The organism is Pseudomonas sp. NPDC090755 (assembly GCF_044769005.1).
GTDB lineage: Bacteria > Pseudomonadota > Gammaproteobacteria > Pseudomonadales > Pseudomonadaceae > Aquipseudomonas.
The window spans coordinates 684,943-702,760 of record NZ_JBIVXC010000001.1 but is presented as its reverse complement, the minus strand read 5'-3'; the positions used below and the strand labels follow the sequence as shown (position 1 = coordinate 702,760).

The 17,818-nt window shown below is 62.8% G+C and carries 18 protein-coding genes; 8 read left to right on the top strand and 10 right to left on the bottom strand.

Annotated features, from left to right (window positions below; translation table 11 throughout):
* Positions 1-80 precede the first annotated feature (80 nt).
* Together ACIQUS_RS03215 and ACIQUS_RS03210 are read right to left on the bottom strand one after the other, a co-directional pair.
* A complete protein-coding gene (locus ACIQUS_RS03215) occupies positions 81-362 on the bottom strand; it encodes a PsiF family protein (RefSeq protein ID WP_403042755.1) in 282 nt (93 codons plus the stop codon).
* Between the two features lie 62 nt (positions 363-424).
* Positions 425-1,216, bottom strand: coding sequence for an AraC family transcriptional regulator (locus ACIQUS_RS03210; protein ID WP_403042753.1), 792 nt, complete (start codon positions 1,214-1,216; stop codon positions 425-427).
* A gap of 99 nt (positions 1,217-1,315) precedes the next feature.
* Here ACIQUS_RS03210 and ACIQUS_RS03205 point away from each other — a divergent pair, with 99 nt between their 5' ends.
* Positions 1,316-2,212, top strand: coding sequence for a DMT family transporter (locus ACIQUS_RS03205; protein WP_403042750.1), 897 nt, complete (start codon positions 1,316-1,318; stop codon positions 2,210-2,212).
* Here ACIQUS_RS03205 and ACIQUS_RS03200 read toward each other — a convergent pair.
* A complete protein-coding gene (locus ACIQUS_RS03200) occupies positions 2,193-3,083 on the bottom strand; it encodes an alpha/beta fold hydrolase (protein ID WP_403042747.1) in 891 nt (296 codons plus the stop codon). The two genes, ACIQUS_RS03205 and ACIQUS_RS03200, sit on opposite strands and share 20 nt — an antisense overlap.
* Positions 3,084-3,204: 121 nt before the next feature.
* On the opposite strand from ACIQUS_RS03200, the gene osmE reads away from it, so the two are divergent.
* Positions 3,205-3,558 carry an osmotically-inducible lipoprotein OsmE gene (osmE, locus tag ACIQUS_RS03195; RefSeq protein WP_403042744.1) on the top strand — a complete coding sequence of 118 codons (354 nt, stop codon included), beginning with the start codon at positions 3,205-3,207 and terminating at the stop codon, positions 3,556-3,558.
* A gap of 99 nt (positions 3,559-3,657) precedes the next feature.
* On the opposite strand, the gene ACIQUS_RS03190 is transcribed toward osmE, so the two are convergent.
* Complete coding sequence (locus ACIQUS_RS03190) at positions 3,658-5,718, bottom strand: AsmA family protein (RefSeq protein WP_403042742.1); 2,061 nt, start codon at positions 5,716-5,718, stop codon at positions 3,658-3,660.
* A gap of 44 nt (positions 5,719-5,762) precedes the next feature.
* Here ACIQUS_RS03190 and ACIQUS_RS03185 point away from each other — a divergent pair, with 44 nt between their 5' ends.
* From ACIQUS_RS03185 to ACIQUS_RS03170, 4 genes are all read left to right on the top strand, one after another.
* Positions 5,763-5,930, top strand: coding sequence for a hypothetical protein (locus ACIQUS_RS03185; RefSeq protein ID WP_403042739.1), 168 nt, complete (start codon positions 5,763-5,765; stop codon positions 5,928-5,930).
* 126 nt (positions 5,931-6,056) lie between these two features.
* Positions 6,057-6,581 (top strand): phage infection protein, encoded by a 525-nt coding sequence (locus ACIQUS_RS03180; RefSeq protein ID WP_403042736.1) that lies wholly within the window; start codon positions 6,057-6,059, stop codon positions 6,579-6,581.
* 134 nt (positions 6,582-6,715) lie between these two features.
* Entirely contained in the window at positions 6,716-7,345 is a 630-nt protein-coding gene (locus tag ACIQUS_RS03175) for a TetR family transcriptional regulator (protein WP_403042733.1), read from the top strand.
* 128 nt (positions 7,346-7,473) lie between these two features.
* A complete protein-coding gene (locus ACIQUS_RS03170; protein ID WP_403042730.1) occupies positions 7,474-8,583 on the top strand; it encodes an AGE family epimerase/isomerase in 1,110 nt (369 codons plus the stop codon).
* Between the two features lie 79 nt (positions 8,584-8,662).
* On the opposite strand, the gene ACIQUS_RS03165 is transcribed toward ACIQUS_RS03170, so the two are convergent.
* From ACIQUS_RS03165 to ACIQUS_RS03140, 6 genes are all read right to left on the bottom strand, one after another.
* On the bottom strand, positions 8,663-9,430 hold the full coding sequence (locus ACIQUS_RS03165) for an SDR family oxidoreductase (RefSeq protein ID WP_403042728.1): 768 nt from the start codon (positions 9,428-9,430) through the stop codon (positions 8,663-8,665).
* A gap of 673 nt (positions 9,431-10,103) precedes the next feature.
* Positions 10,104-10,820 (bottom strand): ABC transporter ATP-binding protein, encoded by a 717-nt coding sequence (locus ACIQUS_RS03160; RefSeq protein ID WP_403042725.1) that lies wholly within the window; start codon positions 10,818-10,820, stop codon positions 10,104-10,106.
* Positions 10,817-11,692 (bottom strand): ABC transporter ATP-binding protein, encoded by an 876-nt coding sequence (locus ACIQUS_RS03155; RefSeq protein WP_403042723.1) that lies wholly within the window; start codon positions 11,690-11,692, stop codon positions 10,817-10,819. The genes ACIQUS_RS03160 and ACIQUS_RS03155 overlap by 4 nt, the downstream gene beginning before the upstream one ends.
* Entirely contained in the window at positions 11,689-12,972 is a 1,284-nt protein-coding gene (gene livM, locus ACIQUS_RS03150; RefSeq protein WP_403042720.1) for a high-affinity branched-chain amino acid ABC transporter permease LivM, read from the bottom strand. Before livM ends, ACIQUS_RS03155 begins: the two co-directional genes overlap by 4 nt.
* Before the next feature lie 2 nt (positions 12,973-12,974).
* Entirely contained in the window at positions 12,975-13,889 is a 915-nt protein-coding gene (locus tag ACIQUS_RS03145) for an ABC transporter permease subunit (protein WP_285863375.1), read from the bottom strand.
* A gap of 160 nt (positions 13,890-14,049) precedes the next feature.
* On the bottom strand, positions 14,050-15,186 hold the full coding sequence (locus ACIQUS_RS03140; RefSeq protein WP_285863374.1) for a branched-chain amino acid ABC transporter substrate-binding protein: 1,137 nt from the start codon (positions 15,184-15,186) through the stop codon (positions 14,050-14,052).
* A 470-nt stretch (positions 15,187-15,656) separates the two neighbouring features.
* Here ACIQUS_RS03140 and pncB point away from each other — a divergent pair, with 470 nt between their 5' ends.
* Complete coding sequence (gene pncB, locus ACIQUS_RS03135) at positions 15,657-16,859, top strand: nicotinate phosphoribosyltransferase (protein WP_403042715.1); 1,203 nt, start codon at positions 15,657-15,659, stop codon at positions 16,857-16,859.
* 3 nt (positions 16,860-16,862) lie between these two features.
* Positions 16,863-17,690, top strand: a complete 828-nt coding sequence (nadE, locus tag ACIQUS_RS03130) for an ammonia-dependent NAD(+) synthetase (RefSeq protein ID WP_403042712.1) — start codon at positions 16,863-16,865, stop codon at positions 17,688-17,690.
* The last annotated feature ends 128 nt before the right edge of the window (positions 17,691-17,818 follow it).

The following is a 17,818-nucleotide window of genomic DNA, read 5'->3' as shown; positions in this document are numbered from 1 at the left end:
AGTCTGCCAGCCTTCGCCGAGCAGGCATAGAGGCACGGCCGCTGTGCTGGCAGCGGCGGACCCGGGTCAGGTGCGGAGCGTCATTTTTTCTTCAGGCAGTCGCTCATGAACGCCTTGCGCTCATCGCCCTTGAGGGCCTTGGTGGTGGCGTCGGCATTGCAGGTGGTCATCTTTTCCTGCTGGGTGGGTGGCTTGGCCTTCAGACAGTTGCTCATGAACGCCTTGCGCTCGTCACCCTTGAGGGCCTTGGCGGTGGCGTCGGCGTTGCAGGTGGTCATCTTTTCCTGCTGCGCGGTGGCGGCAAAGCCTTGCGAACACATCAACAGGCCCAACAGCAGTAACGGCACACGCACCATTTTCATGGCGTTCTCTCCTAGTCGCCGCGCCCTGTGCGCAGCCTCGCCGTGAGTGTAGACAAGAATTCCTACGCCCCTTGGGCACGGGCCTGACGCCGGTAGTGCTCCGGGGTGCAGTGGGCGTGGCGCTGGAACATGGCGATAAAGGCCGAGGGGCTGCTGTAACCCAGGTCGAAGGCTATCTGCTGAATCGGCAGGTTCTGCTCCAACGCTTCGATGGCCTTGAGAAAACGCAGGCGCAGCTTCCACTCGCCGAAACTCATGCCCAGCTCGCGCAGAAACTGCCGGGCCAGGGTGCGCTCGCTGACATGCACGGTGGCCGCCCAGTCGGCCAGCGGCCGGTTGTCACCCGGTTCGGCATGCAGGGCCTGGAGCACCCCGTGCAGGCCGGCACTGCGGGCATAGGGCAGAAAGCAGGTCTGGGTCGGCGCCTGGCGTAGTTGATCCACCAGCACCTGCGCCAGGCGGCGATCCGCCTCGTCCTCGGGGATCTTCACGTCTCGCCGGGCAAAGTCGCCGAGGATGGCCTTGAGGATCTCGCTGATTACCAGGGTGCAGGGCTGGGCCGGCAACGCCTGGCACAGCTCGCGGTCCAGGTAGACCGAGCGATAGACGATGGCCTGGGGGTTGTAGCAGCTGTGCTCGGTGTCCGGCGGCACCCACACCGCGTAGTGCGGTGGCGAGACGAAGCGCTGGCCGTCGATGTCCAGGTGCATGATGCCGTGGGCGGCATAGTTGAGCTGACCCCAGGTGTGGCGGTGCGCCGGGCTGTGGCTGTCGGCACCGAACTCGTCGTAGCGCAGGTACACCGGCGACGGCAAGGCGTCGAACTGCGGAATCGTGATGACTTTATCGGACATGCTGTCTGGATCGATGGGTCGATTGTCTGGATACAAGTATAAGCAACGGAACAGACAAGCGGATAATCCTCACCTGTTTTCCCCAAGAGCTACTGCTTCATGAATTATGCGTTCCCCCTGCTGGCCATCCTGATCTGGGCCGGCAATACGGTAGTCACCAAGATGTCGGCCGGTGCGATCTTTCCCGCCGAGATCGGCTTCTACCGCTGGTTGCTGGCCGGGCTGTTGTTCACCCCCTTCCTGCTGCGGTCGATGCTGCGCCACTGGCCAGAGATCCGCCCGAACCTGGGCAGAATCTTCATTCTCGGTGTGCTGGGCATGGCGGTGTACCAGAGCCTGGCGTACTTCGCCGCGGGCATCACCAGCGCCACCAACATGGGCATCATTCTCTCGCTGATGCCCTTGATGTCGCTGGCCATGGCCATCGTCAGCCTGGGCCAGCGCCTGAGCTACGGCGCCCTGGTCGGCGCGCTGGTGTCCCTGGCCGGTGTGTTGCTGGTGGTCTCGGCCGGAGACCTGCGCGTGTTGCTGCAGCACGGGCTCAATGCTGGCGATGGGTTGATGCTGGTCGCCACCCTGGCCTACGCGCTGTACAGCACCCTGCTGAAAAAGTGGCAGTTGCGCCTGCCCCCCCTGCTCCTGCTGTACCTGCAGGTACTGGTGGCGATCATCGTGCTGTTGCCGCTGTTCCTGCTCTCGGACAAAACCGGCCTTGGCCGTGGCAACATTGGCCTGGTGCTGTACGCCTGTGTACTGGCCTCGATGGTCGCGCCGCTGGTGTGGATGCAGGCAGTCCATCGCCTGGGCCCCAGCCGCACCACGTTGTTCTTCAACCTGCTGCCCGCCGTCACCGCCGTGATTGCCGCCCTGGTGCTCGATGAGCAACTGGCGCTGTATCACCTGGTCGGCGGCCTGCTGACCCTGGCCGGGGTGATCCTGGCCGAACGCTGGAAAACCCCGGTGCGCCGCGCCAGCGTTACAGTCCCGCAGCCTTGAGCCGGGCCGCGTGTTCGGTGAACAGCCGCAGCGGATCGGCGCCCTTGCCCACCGCGCCCAATGAGTGATTGACGATGTCCAGGTGATCCAGCGGGTAGTCATCGCCGATCACCTGGCCCAGGTGCGAGCTGTAGCGCCCGACCATGCCATCGCACTGCCCGGCCTCGCGCACGAAACTGCGGGCGTACAGGCGACAGAGCAGGTTGCTGCCATCCAGCCGGTTCAGGCCGCGATCGGTCAGCCCCGGCTGCAAGGTGCCGGACCAGGAGTAATAGCGCACGCCATTGACCTCCCCCGGCCCCTCGCCACCCCAGGTGGTGGGCAGGCCCTGTGGATAAGCCTGGTTGAACAGGGCAACGCCGGCACTGGTCAGCGAATGGTGCGAAGCATGCACATCGATGGGCAGTTTCGGTCCGCGCCAGCCGGTTTCCAGCCAGCCCATCAGCACACCCAGGCCATGCAGCAAAGCCTTGAGCAAGCGACCGCGCGTGGAGTCGGCGCAATACTTGCGTTCTACGTAGTCGGCCAGCTCCGAGCCGTGGTTAGGGCCGGCGATGGAAGTCACCGAAGCCACCCACTCCGGGCGTTTGGCCGCCGCATAACGTGCGGTCAGGGCGCCCTGGCTGTGGCCCAGCAGGTTGACCTTGTCGGCGCCGCTAAGCCTGCGAATATCCTCGATGATCCGCAGCAACTGTTCGCCGCGCACCTCGCAGGAGTTGAGTGGCGAGACCTGGATGGCGTAGACCTGCGCCCCGCCCCGGCGCAGTGCCGGGACGATGCCGAACCAGTAGGGATAGAGCAGCAGGCGGACGAAGCCGAGCATGCCCGGTACCAGCACCAGTGGATAACGTGTGGCGAGCCCCTCGGGCATGGCTGCATTCCCCGTTCCGTGGACAATCGTCCCCACACTACAGGCACATTGCCGGCAATCGCAATCGAACTCCAGGGGAGGCCGAGGTTCCAATTCATTAGAACCTCAATGGAGCTGGACCATGTTCAGAAAGACCCTCGCAATCCTCCTGGCCACCACCGCCCTGAGCGCCTGCGGCAGCCGCCCGGAGAATCCGGTGGATTACGTCACCTACCGCAACGAGCCGCTGGTCAAGCAGGTGAAGAACGGCATGACCATGCAGCGGGTGATCGCCATCGGCGGCAGTCCGTCCTCGGTGATCGACCTGCCCCATGGCGGCACCTGCAACAATTACATCCTCAACCGCGACGGCCATCAGCAGGCCTATTACGTGCGCTTCGACGCCACCGGGCACGTCGATGACAAGGGTTTCAAAACCTGCGCGCAACGCCAGAAAGATGATGATGCCGTGGATGAGGTCATGCCCACGGCATGACGCCGGGCGACCCCATCGCAGGCTGAGCCAGCGCCCACAGGGCACCCGGCTGGCGGTGGCTTTTGTGGGAGCCGGCATCGCCGGCGATAGCCTCCCCCGTCAGCCAGCCTTCACTGATTTGGGTGCCTTGCCTGCCTTCATCTGCTCCAGCAACGGCGCGCACTGGTTCGGCACGTCGCCGCCCGGCGCCACCAACGCCAACAACCCGGCCGCCGGGCCGATCACCACGCCCAGGGCCACCATCCCCGCCCCGCGCAACGCCAGCGGTACCGGTTGAACGCCGGCGTTCGGCTTGGCAAAGGGACCGCGCACATACAGCGGCGAGCGCAGCGAGATCAGGCGCACGCCCTTGGACTCGGGGTTGATCTTCAGGTCCAGCTGTTCGCTGGCGAAGTTGGCCGTACCGTTGATGTAGACGATCGCATTCTCGGTGTCGAAGACGAACAGGCGGGTCGTGGCCAGGCCGTCCTTGATGCCGAAGTCGGCCGCAGCGCAGTTGATCTTCACGTCCTTGTCACCGAACAGCTGGCCCACCACATAGTTGCCCACGTTCAGGCCAGCGATCTCCATCAGGCCACGACTGATGGCGCCGTCATTGATCAGCATCTTCAGCTCGCCATTGGCAGTTCCCAGCAGCTTGGCCACCGAATTGCCCCGACCACTGAGGTCGGCGTCGCCATTGAGCTCGCCAAAACTGGTCCTCATCGGCTCGAAGGTCGGGAACAGTTGCTTGAGCTTGAAGCCACGGGCGTTGAGCCTGGCCCGCCCCTGCAAGGGCGCGGTACGTCCGTCCAGACGCACCTGGGCATCCAGCTTGCCGCCCGCCACGCCAAAGCGCAGCGGCTCCAGGCGCAGTACGCCATCGTCGAGGATGACGTGGCTGGACAGGTCGGTGAACGGCAGGTCCTGGCTGTGCACGATGCGCTTGCCGCTGAAGGTCACGTCGGCGTCCATGGTGCGCCAGCGTTCGGTGCGAAACTCCTCGACCGGCAGCACCTTGCCCGTCGGTTGCTTGCTGGCGCCGCCCCGGGCTTTCTGCTGGGCATTGGAGTCGGCGCCGATCAGCGGCGCCAGGTCCTTGAACAGTAACTGGTTGGAGACCAGGTTGCCGCTGAGCTTGGGCCGTGGCTGGCTCGAAACGAAGGTCAGGTCGCCATGGATATCACTGTCGCCGATCTTGCCGTTGAAGCCTTCGTAGCGGAACTGCGCACCACCCGGCTCATGCAGTTTGGCTTGCAGGCGGCCATCGGTGGCATAGGCAGGGGAATCCGGCAGGGTCACGCCGATCAGGGGATAGAGATTGCCAAGGCTGGTGCCCGACAGCCGCAAGCGCAGGTCCAGGGCGCCGAGGTTGCGTGGATCGGTCAGGGTGCCGGCCACGGCGATGCGGGTATCGGCGATCTGCAGGTCGGCCTGCAACGGGAAGGGCCGGGCCGCATCCTGAAGTGCCAGCAAGCCGCCAATCTTGCCCGTGCCGGAGAGTGCCTGGCCCTTGTAGCGGCCTTTGACCTTCAGGCCAAAGGCATAGTCCTGGGCGACACCGGCTTTCTGCGCCGTGGCCTTGCCGACGATGTCGCTGAACGGGATCGGCTTGCCCAGTGGATCGATCAGCACGTCGAGGTTGGTTTTCAGGGTTTGGTCATCGAAGCTGACCTGGCCCTTGTCGAAGCCGATGGCACCGATGTCCAGCACCCAGGGTGAAGGCTCGGCCTGCTCGCCCTTGGGGGCGAAATCGAAGGTCCAGTTGGCCCGGCCGTCGGTCAGGCGCTTGAGATGGGCGGAGGGCTGGTTCAGGTCGATGCGCGGGATAACGATCTGCTGGAACAGCAACGGCAAGGGCGCCAGGCGGAACTCGACGCGCTTGAGGCTGGCCATCTGCGGCTCCTTGAGCCAGTCCGGGTTGCCCAGGGTCAGGTCCTGCGCGATGAAGTGCGGCCAGGGCAGCCAGGCACGCCAGCCACCTTCCTCCGGCTCGCGCTGCCAGCGTACTTCCAGGTTGCCGTTGATGGCGAAAGGCCGATGCAGGGCCTCGGACACCTTGGCATTGAGGGTCGGCTTGATGCGGTTCCAGTCGAATGCCGCGATCACGACCACCAGTAACGTCAGTACCAGCAGCAGGCTGGCGAGGGTCCAGGTGAGGAGTCTGGCGGGACGCGTCATTGCATGAATCTCCTGACGACCACAGGGCGGGTGTGGGCGTATTGATGGCACTTAATCTTCGGACTGATGAAACGCCCAGGGGTTTAACCGGTATTGATAATACCGGGACTTTTTCCGGCGTTTTTACCCGGATTCCCATCGACCAGGCCTGCGACGGTCATTCGCAAGGCGGCCTGGAAGGCCTCGCCATCGCGCTGAAACAACCGGTCTAGAGCCTCCACTACAAAGCATCATTTCCATCAATTGTCACCATTAGCCGTATGAACTTCTATCTGGCGCCCCCGAGCGTAGCATTGGCTCCGTACCCACTTTCCAGCCCCTCCAAGGAGCACCGAACGATGAAACGCCAACTACTGCTGAGCCTGTCCCTGTCCATCCTGGCCGCCAATGCCTTCGCCATTCCTGCCAGCGAACAAAACCTGACCGCCGAATCCCGTTCCAGCTCAACGGTGATCTCGCAACCGCTGAACACCCTGGCCGAAGGTGGTTCTGACCGTCTGCTGGAACGCAACCGCGTCGCCGAAGGTGGCTCCGATCGTCTGCTGGAACGCAACCGCGTCGCCGAAGGTGGCTCCGACCGCCTGCTGGAACGCAACCGCGTCGCCGAAGGTGGCTCCGACCGTCTGCTGGAGCGCAACCGCGTCGCCGAAGGTGGCTCCGACCGTCTGCTGGAGCGCAACCGCGTCGCCGAAGGTGGCTCCGACCGTCTGCTGGAACGCAACCGCGTCGCCGAGGGTGGCTCTGACCGTCTGCTGGAACGCAACCGCGTCGCCGAGGGTGGCTCTGACCGTCTGAAAGCTCGCTTCCAGGTCGCAGAAGGTGGTTCTGACCGTCTGATCGAGAAGAACCAACGTGCGAGCTGAAGCCTATGCCAGACAACAAGAGATACCAGCGCTGTAACAGCTCCCCTCCCAGCCCGGTCCACTGACCGGGCTTTGTTTTTCCGGCCATAGGCTATTAGAGTGCAGGGCTGTTTCACTGCCTGCCGATACCCGCCATGCTGCCGCGCGCCGAACAAAAGCAACAAACCCGCCAAGCCCTGCTGGATGCCGCCCGCCACCTGATGGAAAGCGGTCGAGGCTTCGGCAGCATCAGCCTGCGTGAAGTGGCCCGCAGTGCCGGTATCGTGCCTACTGGTTTCTACCGTCACTTCTCCGATATGGACCAGCTCGGCCTGGCCCTGGTGAACGAAGTGGGCGAAACCTTCCGCCAGACCATCCGCCTGGTGCGGCAAAATGAATTCGAACTGGGCGGCATTACCGACGCCTCGGTGCGTATCTTTCTCAATGTGGTGGCGGCCAACCGTCCGCAGTTCCTGTTCCTGGCGCGTGAGCAGTACGGTGGATCGCAGCCGGTGCGCCAGGCGATTGCCACCCTGCGCCAAGGCATCAGCTCGGACCTGGCCACCGACCTTGCACTGATGCCGCGCTGGCAGCATCTCGATGGCGCCGCGCTGGAGGTCATTGCCGATCTGGTGGTCAAGACCGTGTTCGCGACCCTGCCGGAACTGATCGACGAACCCGGCGATGGCGCCGCGCATGTGCTGAGCGCGCAGGACAAGATCACCCAGCAGTTGCGCTTCATTTTTGTCGGGGCCAAGCACTGGCAAGGACTCGGCACTCTGTAGGAGCGGGCTTGTCCCGCGATGCGAGGTGACGGAGGGAGCGCAATCGCGGGACAAGCCCGCTCCTACAAGCTCGGCGCCGATTCCTGCTAACATGCGCGCAAACGCACTGATCGCGACGACTTCTTTCCATGCCTGACCTTCGTACCGCCCAGCCCGAACTGCCCGCCTTGCTCGCCGAGGTCCAGGCGCACTTTGACCAGCGCATTGTGCCGCTGTGGCTGGGTCCTGGCTGGAATGCCGACATGGCCCTGCCCTTCGAGGCGCTGGACGAAGAAGCCCGGCCCTTGCCGGTGCAGCGCTACCGGGCCATGGCCTGTGCTCGTCAGTTGTACCTGTTCAGCAGCCGCATCGAGCAACCGGGCGCCCGCGAACGTGCGGCAGCGCTGTTCCGCTCGTTGCAACGCCACTTCCACGATGCCGAGCACGGCGGCTGGTTCTACAGCATCGATGCCCAGGGCAAGCCGCTGGACCGGCGCAAGGACCTCTACACCCACGCCTTCATCATCTTTGCCTGCGCCCACTACTGGGGCCAGGTGCGCGAACAGTTGGTCGAGTCGACCCTCAACGCTGCGCTGAATGTGATCAGTGAACGATTCGCCCGGGAGGATGGCCTCTATGAAGCCAGCCTTGGCGAAGACTGGGCGGACCTTGGCAGCGGCCCGTTGCAGAACCCGCTGATGCACCTGGCCGAAGCCTTCCTCGGCACCCTGGCGGTACGTGACGACGCCCAGGTGCAAGCCGCCCTGGTGGCACTGGCCGATGCCATGCAAGCGCACTTTGTCGATGAACAGCATGGCGTGGTGCTGGAGAAGCCACGGGGTGCTGTGGATAACTGGTTCGAGCCCGGCCATCAGTTCGAATGGTTCTTCCTGCTTGAAACCTCGGACCTGCTGCGTGGCAGCACGCTGCACGCTTCGCTTGAGCGGGCTTTCGGCTACGCCGAACTGAAGGGCGTGAGGGGCACGGCCGTGTTGGCCATGCTTGACGCCGATGGCGCGATCAAGGACGCCACCCAGCGCATCTGGGCACAGGCCGAGTACCTGCGCGCCCTGGCGCTGCGTACAGACAATGCCGAGAAGGTCTTTGTCCAGCTACGCGCCCTGCAACAGCACTTCCTGCATGCCGATGGCTGGCACGAATGCCGGGATGCCAGTGGCGCGGTCAGCCGTAGCGACATGCCATCGACCACGCCTTATCACCTGGCGACTTGCCTGGAAGGATTGCGTCAGCAGATCTGACGCCATCGCCGGCTCTGCCGGCTCCCACAGTGCAATTGCACAATCCCTGTGGGAGCCGGCAGAGCCGGCGATGAGGCCCTCAAGCCTTGCCCGAACGGTCGATCGAGAAGCCCGCCCAGGCCTGGCTCACCGGCATCAGCTCCAGGCTGTTGATATTGATGTGCGCCGGCTGGTTGAGGATCCAGAAGATGGTCTCGGCGATATCCTGCGGCTGGATCGGCTCGGCGCCGGCATAGGTGGCGTCGTAGCGTGCCTGGTCACCGCCGAAGCGCACCAGGGAGAACTCGCTCTCGCACAGCCCCGGCTCGATGTTGCTGACCCGCACGCCAGTGCCTTGCAGGTCGCAGCGCAGGCTCAGGGAGAACTGGCCGACAAAGGCCTTGGTGCCGCCATACACATGGCTGCCCGGATACGGGTAATTGCCCGCTACCGAGCCGACGTTGAGGATGGTCGCGCCACGCCCGTGGGCGATCAGTCGGGGCAGCAGCAGGCGGGTGCTGTACATCAGGCCCTTGATGTTGGTGTCGACCATGGTTTCCCAGTCGTCCAGGTCGCACTTGGGCGCAGGGTCGGCACCCAGGGCAAGGCCTGCGTTGTTGATCAGTCCGCGCAGCTTGGCAAAGGATGGCGGCAGGTTGGCAATCGCCGCCTCCATGGCCTTGCGATCACGTACGTCCAGCACCAGGCCATGGACTTCGGTCTGTTTCGACAGTTCTTCGCACAGCGCGTCCAGGCGCTCCCGACGGCGACCGGTCAACACCAGCGACCAGCCGGCTTCGGCGAATCGACGGGCACAGGCTTCACCGAAGCCAGAAGTCGCGCCGGTGATGAATACGGTGGAGGTCATGGGTTACTCCTTGCAGATTCGTGATCACGGGGGAGCAGCATGCCCGCCGGCAACGCCGCCAGCAAGCGTCCAGATACTGTACAAAAAACAACCAACAGCGCCAACACCTTGATTCATATAGGCTGGAGCAATCTTTCCTGACCTTATCCACAGGCTCTTGCACAAAGAATGGGGGCAATTTTCCACGCTGCAGAGCCGGCCTGACTCGCACGTCAGAAAGTATTTTCCTTGACCGCATGCCTGCCATTTGACCTCAAACGCCCCGGGCATGCCGGCAGATCATTTCCAATGATGGCGCAACGCCCTTGTGGACGCTGGCTGCAGCGTTCTTTCCCATGCTTGCCCACAGAGTTATCCACAGGCTTTTCGACGAAAATCCGAGGGATTTCACTGCCGATAAAAAACTTGACATTCGCCTGTCAAAAACCTGTGGAAAGCTGTGATCAAAAAACAACCAATAACCCGCAGGCCACGTAAATCAAGGCATCCAGCAAGCTGCCACCAAGTTACCCACAGCCGCTTCCACACCAATGGTGGACAACTCAAAAACGTGGAGAAACAGCCAGTTGCAGCGACTTTGTGTCGCAGCGCAAAGGGAGTGCGCGTAAGGTTTTCCACAAAGCTGTGGACAAAAAAAACGCCCCGTCAGGCGGGGCGTTTTCAACCGCTACGGTCAGTGACCGCCCAGGTAAGCGTTACGCACATCCTCGTTGGCCAGCAGCTCCTGACCGCTGCCGGTCATCCGGATCTGCCCGTTGACCATCACATAGGCGCGGTCCGAGAGCTTGAGCGCATGGTTGGCGTTCTGCTCGACCAGGAAGATGGTCATGCCGGTCTTCGCAAGCTCGCGCAGGGTGGCGAAGATCTGCTTGACCACGATCGGCGCCAGCCCCAGCGACGGCTCGTCGAGCAACAACAGCTTGGGTCGGCTCATCAGCGCCCGGGCGATAGCGAGCATCTGCTGCTCGCCGCCGGACATGGTCATGGCCCGCTGGTTGCGCCGCTCCTTGAGCCGTGGGAAGAGTTCGAACATACGCTGCATGTCTTCGCTGGCGTATTTGTCGCCGATGGGGATGGTGCCCATCATCAGGTTCTCTTCCACCGACATGTCCGGGAACACCCGGCGCCCTTCCGGCGACTGGGCGATGCCGTTGGAGGCGATGTAGTGCGAGGACTTGTGGGTAATGTCGGTGCCGCGATAGACGATCTGCCCACCCGCCGCCCGCGGCTGGCCGAAGATCGACATCAGCAGGGTCGATTTGCCGGCGCCGTTGGAGCCGATCAGGCTGACCGTCTCGCCTTCGTTGATGTGCATCGAGACTTTTTTCAGGGCCTGGATCGGCCCGTAGAAGACGTCCAGGTCCTTGAGTTCGAGAATGGGTGCAGTCATACCAGCTCCTCTTCGTCGGCACCCAGGTAGGCCGCGATCACCGTCGGGTTGTTGCGAATGTCCTGTGGCGCGCCTTCGGCGATCACATTGCCGTGGTCAAGCACGACGATGTGGTCGGAGATGCTCATGACCATGCCCATGTCGTGTTCGATCAGCACCACGGTGATGTCGTGCTCGTCACGCAGCACCCGGATCATCTTGCTCAGGGCTTCGGTTTCCTGCGGGTTGAGGCCGGCCGCCGGTTCGTCCAGGCAGATGATCTGCGGCCGCGTGCACATGGCCCGGGCGATTTCCAGGCGGCGCTGCTGGCCGTAGGACAGCTCGCCGGCCAGGCGGTTGGCGCAATCGACCAGGTCGACCACCTCCAGCCAGTAGAAGGCATGGTCCAGGGCATCGCTTTCCGCCTTGCGGTAGGCCTTGGTGTTGAGCACACCCGCCAGCAGGTTGCGGTTGACCCACATGTGCTGGGCCACCAGCAGGTTCTCCACCACCGACATCTCCCGGAACAGACGAATGTTCTGGAAGGTCCGCGCCAGGCCCGCGCGGTTGACCAGGTGGGTACCACCGAACATCTTGTAATGCATGCGGTTGATGAAGCGCTTGGGCGAAACGAAATCGCCCAACTGGAAGCGCTCGCCGAGCAGCTGGATGACATTGGTGCGGGTGCCGCGCATGTTCAGTTCGATCTTGCCGCCACTGGCCTTGTAGAAGCCGGTGAGGCAGTTGAAGACCGTGGTCTTGCCGGCGCCGTTGGGGCCGATCAGGGCGAAGATGGAGTTGCGCTTGACCTTGAGGCTGACATCGCTGAGCGCCTTGATCCCGCCGAACTGCATCATCAGGTTGTCGACCGAGAGAATCACGTCATTGCTCATGGCGCTACTCCTTTACGAGGGACTACACCGGTACGGCTGATGCGGATCAGCCCACGCGGTCGCCAGATCATCATCAACACCATGAGCACGCCGAACAGCAGTACCCGGTACTCGGAGAAGCTGCGCAGCAGCTCCGGGGCCACGGTCAGGACGAACGCGGCGATCACCACGCCCACGGTCGAGCCCATGCCGCCGAGCACCACGATGGCGAGGATCAGCGCCGACTCGAAGAAGGTGAACGAGGACGGGTTGACGAAGCCCTGGTAGCTGGCGAAGAACACCCCGGCAAGGCCTGCGGTCGAGGCGCCGATGGTGAACGCCGAGAGCTTGACCAGCACGTGGTTCAGGCCCATGGAGCGGCAGGCGATTTCGTCTTCGCGCAGTGCTTCCCAGGCCCGGCCGACCGGCATGCGGGTCAGGCGGTGCTTGATGTAGAGCACCGCCAGCACGACGATGAACAGCACGATGTAGATGAACAGGAATTTCAGGTTGGGGTTGTAGTCGATGCCGAAGAACTCGTGGAACGGCACGCCGCCGTCCTTGGCCCGACGCCCGAACTCCAGGCCCATGAAGGTCGGCGATGGCACCGGCATACCGTTCGGCCCGCCGGTGAACGACAACCAGTTGTTGAGTACCAGGCGGATGATTTCACCGAAGCCCAGGGTCACGATGGCCAGGTAGTCGCCGTGCATCCTCAACACCGGGAAGCCCAGTATGCACCCGGCCAGTGCTGCGGCGAGGGCCGCCAATGGCAACACGGTCCAGAAACCCAGGCCCAGGTACTGATAGCCCAGGGCCAGGCCGTAGGCACCGATGGCGTAGAACGCCACATAACCCAGGTCGAGCAGGCCCGCCAGGCCCACCACGATGTTCAGGCCCAGGCCCAACAGCACGTAGATCAGGCCGAGGATGACCACGGTCAGCAGGTACTTGTTGGCAAAGAACGGGAAGACGATGGCAATCACGATCAGCGCCGGAATGATCCAGCGCAGCCGCGACTTGTAGTCCGGTGCCAGTACATGCACCCCGGAGCCGCCGCCCTCGAAGCCTTGCAGGATCGACTGGCCCTTGGCGGTCTGCAGGAACAGGCTGAGCACAAAACGCCCGGCCATGACGCCGGCCACCAGCCAGGCCACGCGGGTCGGTTCCATGTTGAAGCTGTAGCCGTCGAGCACCACGCCGACGATGGGCCCGAAGACGATCAGGGAAATCAGCCCGGCGAGAATCGCATCGATCAGGCTGCGCTTGATATCGAATGATGTGTGTTTGGCAGCAGACATACTTACACCTTCGCCACGAGTGGGCGACCCAGCAGGCCTTGGGGACGGAAGATCAGGATCATCACCAGCAGGGAGAAACTGAACACGTCTTTGTAGTCGGAGTTGATCAACCCGGAGAACAGCGACTCGGAGATACCGAGGATGATCCCGCCGAGCATGGCGCCCGGCAGCGAGCCGATGCCTCCCAGTACCGCCGCGGTAAAGGCCTTGATGCCGATGATAAAGCCGGCATAGAAGTCGAAGGTGCCGTAGTTCATGGTGATCAGCACACCCGCCAGGGCGGCCATCACAGCGCCGATGACGAATACGTAGGAGATCACCCGGTCAGTGTTGATGCCGAGGATCGAGGCCATCTTGCGATCCTGCTGGGTGGCGCGGCACATGCGTCCCAGCTTGGTGAACTTGATGATGTAGGTCAGCGCCGCCATGCCGACGAAGGCAGCGACCAGGATGAAGATCTTGGTGTAGGTCAGCTGGACGAAACCGGTGCCCACTTCCAGGCGCCAGGCGCCTTCGAGCAGGGTCGGTACGCCTTGCTGGCGTGCACCCTGGCTGATCTGCGCATAGTTCTGCAGGATCAGCGAAATACCGATGGCACTGATCAGCGGTGCCAGCCGGGTAGAGTTACGCAGGGGTTTGTAGGCGATGCGTTCAATGGTCCAGCCATAGACGCCTGTGACCACGATGGTGAAGATCAGCGTCCCGAGCATCAGCAGCGGGAAGGATTCGATACCGAAGTACGCCAGCAATGCCAGACTGATCGCCGCCAGGTAAGCGGAGATCATATACACCTCGCCGTGCGCGAAGTTGATCATGCCGATAATGCCATAGACCATTGTGTAGCCGATGGCGATCAGGCCGTAGACAGACCCCAGGGTCAGCCCGTTGACCAGTTGCTGCAGAAAAATACCATCCATAACGCAATCTCACGTATTTGAGATTGCACAAGCGCCGACCACGGTGAGCCCCGGATGAAGCGGCCCTCGCAGCGCGAGGTTGTGCAGATCTACGAGAAAAGACAGGTACGGCGTTGAACCGGGTAGCGACCCGGGCACAGGCCCGGGTCGGATACCGTTGTTATTTTTGTTTTTCCAGTTGGTGGTACTTGCCGTTTGCATCCCATTGGTAGACCACGTAGTCGGAAACGGTCAGGTCGCCCTTGCCGTCCCACTTCTTCTCGCCCATCACGGTTTGCACCGGATTGGCCTTGAGCCACTTGGCCGCGTCCTCGCCCTTGTTCGACTTGGCGCCGTTGAAAGCGGCCGCCAGGGCCTGGACCGAAGCGTAGGCGTACAGGGTGTAGCCTTCAGGCTCGGTGCCGTTCTTGCGGAACTCTTCGACCACGGCCTTGCTGTCTGGCAGCAGGCGCGGGTCGGCGCCGAAGGTCATGTACACGCCGTTGGTGTACTGCGCGCCACCGGCAGTGGCCACCAGTTCGTCGGTGACGATGCCGTCGTCGGACATGAAGGCGACATCCTTGAGGCCCTGTTCACGCAACTGGCGAACCAGAGGACCGGCCTCCGGGTGCAGGCCACCGAAGTAGACCACGTCGGCACCGGCTGCACGGATCTTGGTCACCACGGCGCTGAAGTCCTTCTCGCCACGGGTCAGGCCTTCGTACAGCACCGGCTTGACACCGCGTTTTTCCAGCTGTGCCTTGGTGGCATCCGCCAGGCCCTGGCCGTAGGTGTCCTTGTCGTGCAGGACCACGACTTTCTTGCCCTTGAGCACGTCGACAATGTAATTGCCGGCGACGATGCCCTGCTGGTCGTCACGCCCGCACATGCGGAACATGGCGCTCAGACCGCGCTCGGTAACCTGCGGGTTGGTCGAGCCCGGGGTGATGGCGATGATGCCGGCTTCGTCATACACCTCGGAAGCCGGAATGGTATTGGACGAGCAGAAGTGCCCGACCACACCGGCCACCTTGTCCTGGTCGACCAGGCGGTTGGCCACGGCCACGGCCTGCTTCGGCTCGCAGGCGTCATCGCCCTTGACCAGGACGATCTTCTCGCCGTTGACCCCGCCCGCGGCGTTGATCTTGTCGGCCGCCGCCTGTGCACCTTTCATGTACTGCTCGCCAAACGCTGCGTTGGCACCGGTCATCGGGCCTGCTACGCCGAACTTGATGTCGGCCTGAACATACGAAGAAACGCCCAGCGCCGCTGCTACGGCGAGGGACAGAAAGCCTTTCCTGTAAAACGTCTGCGACATGAGGTGGTGCTCCTTGGAGTTCTTTTTTTGATTGGCACTACAACTTTCAGCAATTGCTCTGAGCAAGGGCCGTGCCATTGGTTTTTTATTCTGGAAAAACTCGCGAAGAAGTTACCGGGACTCGCGCCGCGTCCTTTTTTTATTGGCCGTGCAACCGTCTGTTACAAGGAAAGCGCCACCCACTTCATGAAATCCGGGCAACCCTAAAGTGCCATCATTGCAACCCCTGCAAGTGTTTACGTGCAACCAGCCTGTAACAGGATGCGTAACCGAACTGCACATCCATGGTGCGCGACTGCTACAGCGGGCACCATTACAGGTTGGGCACTGACCCGGGAAAGTGCTGTTACCCATAGCCTGCTACCGATGTACCCGGCCCCTGCCCGCCCGCCGGCGGAAAAAGGCTGGCACAATGGCAAGGTCTGTGCGTCGACCCGGCTATGGGAGGCGCACGCCCCCATGGAGTCCCTATGAGCGAAAGCGCTTTCGCCGATCGCATCGTGCAGAACCTGCTCGACACCGATTTCTACAAGCTGACCATGATGCAGGCCGTGCTGCACAACTACCCCAACGTCGACGTCGAGTGGGAGTTCCGCTGCCGTAATGGTGAAGACCTGCGCCCTTATCTGGGGCAGATCCGCGAACAGATCGAACGACTCTGCGAACTGAGCCTGGGTAATGGCCAATTGGGCTTTCTGGAACAGATCAGCTTCCTGAAACCGGACTTCCTGCGTTTCCTGGGATTGTTTCGCTTCAACCTGCGCTACCTGCAACTGGGCATCGAGCATGACCAGCTGTACCTGCGCCTGCGCGGTCCCTGGCTGCACGTGATCCTCTTCGAGGTACCCCTGCTGGCGATCATCAGCGAAGTGCGCAATCGCCATCGCTATCCCCAGACCAGGCTCGTCGAAGCCCGTGACCAGCTGCACCGCAAGTTCGACTGGCTGCAGGCCCATGCCAGCAGTGATGAGCTGGCCGAACTGCAGGTGGCGGATTTCGGCACCCGTCGGCGCTTCTCCTACAAGGTCCAGGAGGAAGTGGTACGGGTGCTCAAAGAGGATTTCCCCGCACGTTTCGTCGGCACCAGCAACGTGCACCTGGCACGGAAACTGGATATCAAGCCGCTGGGCACCATGGCCCACGAATGGATCATGGCTCACCAGCAACTGGGCCCGCGCCTGATCGACAGCCAGATCGCCGCACTCGACTGCTGGGTACGTGAATACCGGGGCCTGCTCGGTATCGCCCTGACCGATTGCATCACCATGGACGCTTTCCTCGGCGACTTCGATCTTTACTTCGCCAAGCTGTTCGATGGCCTGCGCCACGACTCGGGCGACCCGGTGCCGTGGGCTGAAAAGGCCATTGCCCACTACCGCAAGCTGGGGATCGACCCGATGACCAAGACCCTGGTGTTCTCCGATGGCCTGAACCTGACCCGATCGCTGGAGATCTTCCGCGCCCTGCGCGGCCGCATCAATGTCAGCTTCGGCATCGGCACCAACCTGACCTGTGACATTCCCGGGGTGGCGCCGATGAGCATCGTGCTTAAAATGACCGACTGCAACGGCCAGCCTGTCGCCAAGATTTCCGACGAGGCCGCCAAGACCCAATGCCGCGACGAAAACTTCGTCGCCTACCTGCGCCACGTGTTCAAAGTGCCCAAGGAGTAATTCATGCAAGCTGTCCAGCGAGAGATCGCGCAAGCGCTCAAGGTCCAGCCGCCGTTTGCCGACCACGCCGCACTCGAAGCCGAAGTGGCCCGGCGCGTGGCCTTCATCAAGACCTGCCTGAACAATGCGCGGCTCAAGACCCTGGTGCTCGGTATCAGCGGCGGTGTCGACTCGCTGACCGCCGCCCTGCTGGCGCAGCGGGCGATCAATGAGCTGCGCAGCGAAACCGGCGACGCACAATACTGCTTCATTGCCGTACGCCTGCCCTACCAGGTGCAGCAGGACGAACATGACGCCCAGGCCTGCCTGGAAGTGATCAAGGCCGACGAACTCCACACCGTGGACATCGCCCCGGCGGTGCGCGCCCTGGCCGCCGAGGTCAAGGCGCTGGAGAACGGCTCGCCCGCCATGGTCGACTTCGTGGTCGGCAACACCAAGGCGCGCATGCGCATGGTCGCCCAGTACACCATCGCCGGCGCTCGCCAGGGCCTGGTGATCGGCACCGACCATGCCGCCGAGGCGGTGATGGGTTTCTTTACCAAGTTTGGTGATGGTTCCTGTGACCTGGCACCGCTCAGCGGGCTGGTGAAGAATCAGGTGCGGGCCATCGCCCGCAGCTTTGGCGCGCCGGAATCACTGGTGGAAAAGGTACCGACCGCGGACCTGGAAGACCTGGCGCCGGGCAAGCCGGACGAGGCGTCCCACGGGGTGACCTACAAGGAAATCGATGCCTTCCTGCACGGTGAGCCGGTGAGCCAGGAAGCGTTCGACATTATCAGCGCCACCTTCCGCAAGACCCAACACAAGCGCGAGATGCCGTTCGCGCCGTAAAACATCGCCGGGGGGGGGGGGGGGCCCCCCGGGGGGGGGGGGGGGGGGGGCGGCCGGGGGGGGGGGGGGGGGGGCGCCCCCGCGCGCTGGTTTTGTTGTGTAATGGGGTTGTGTTAATGGGTTTGGTG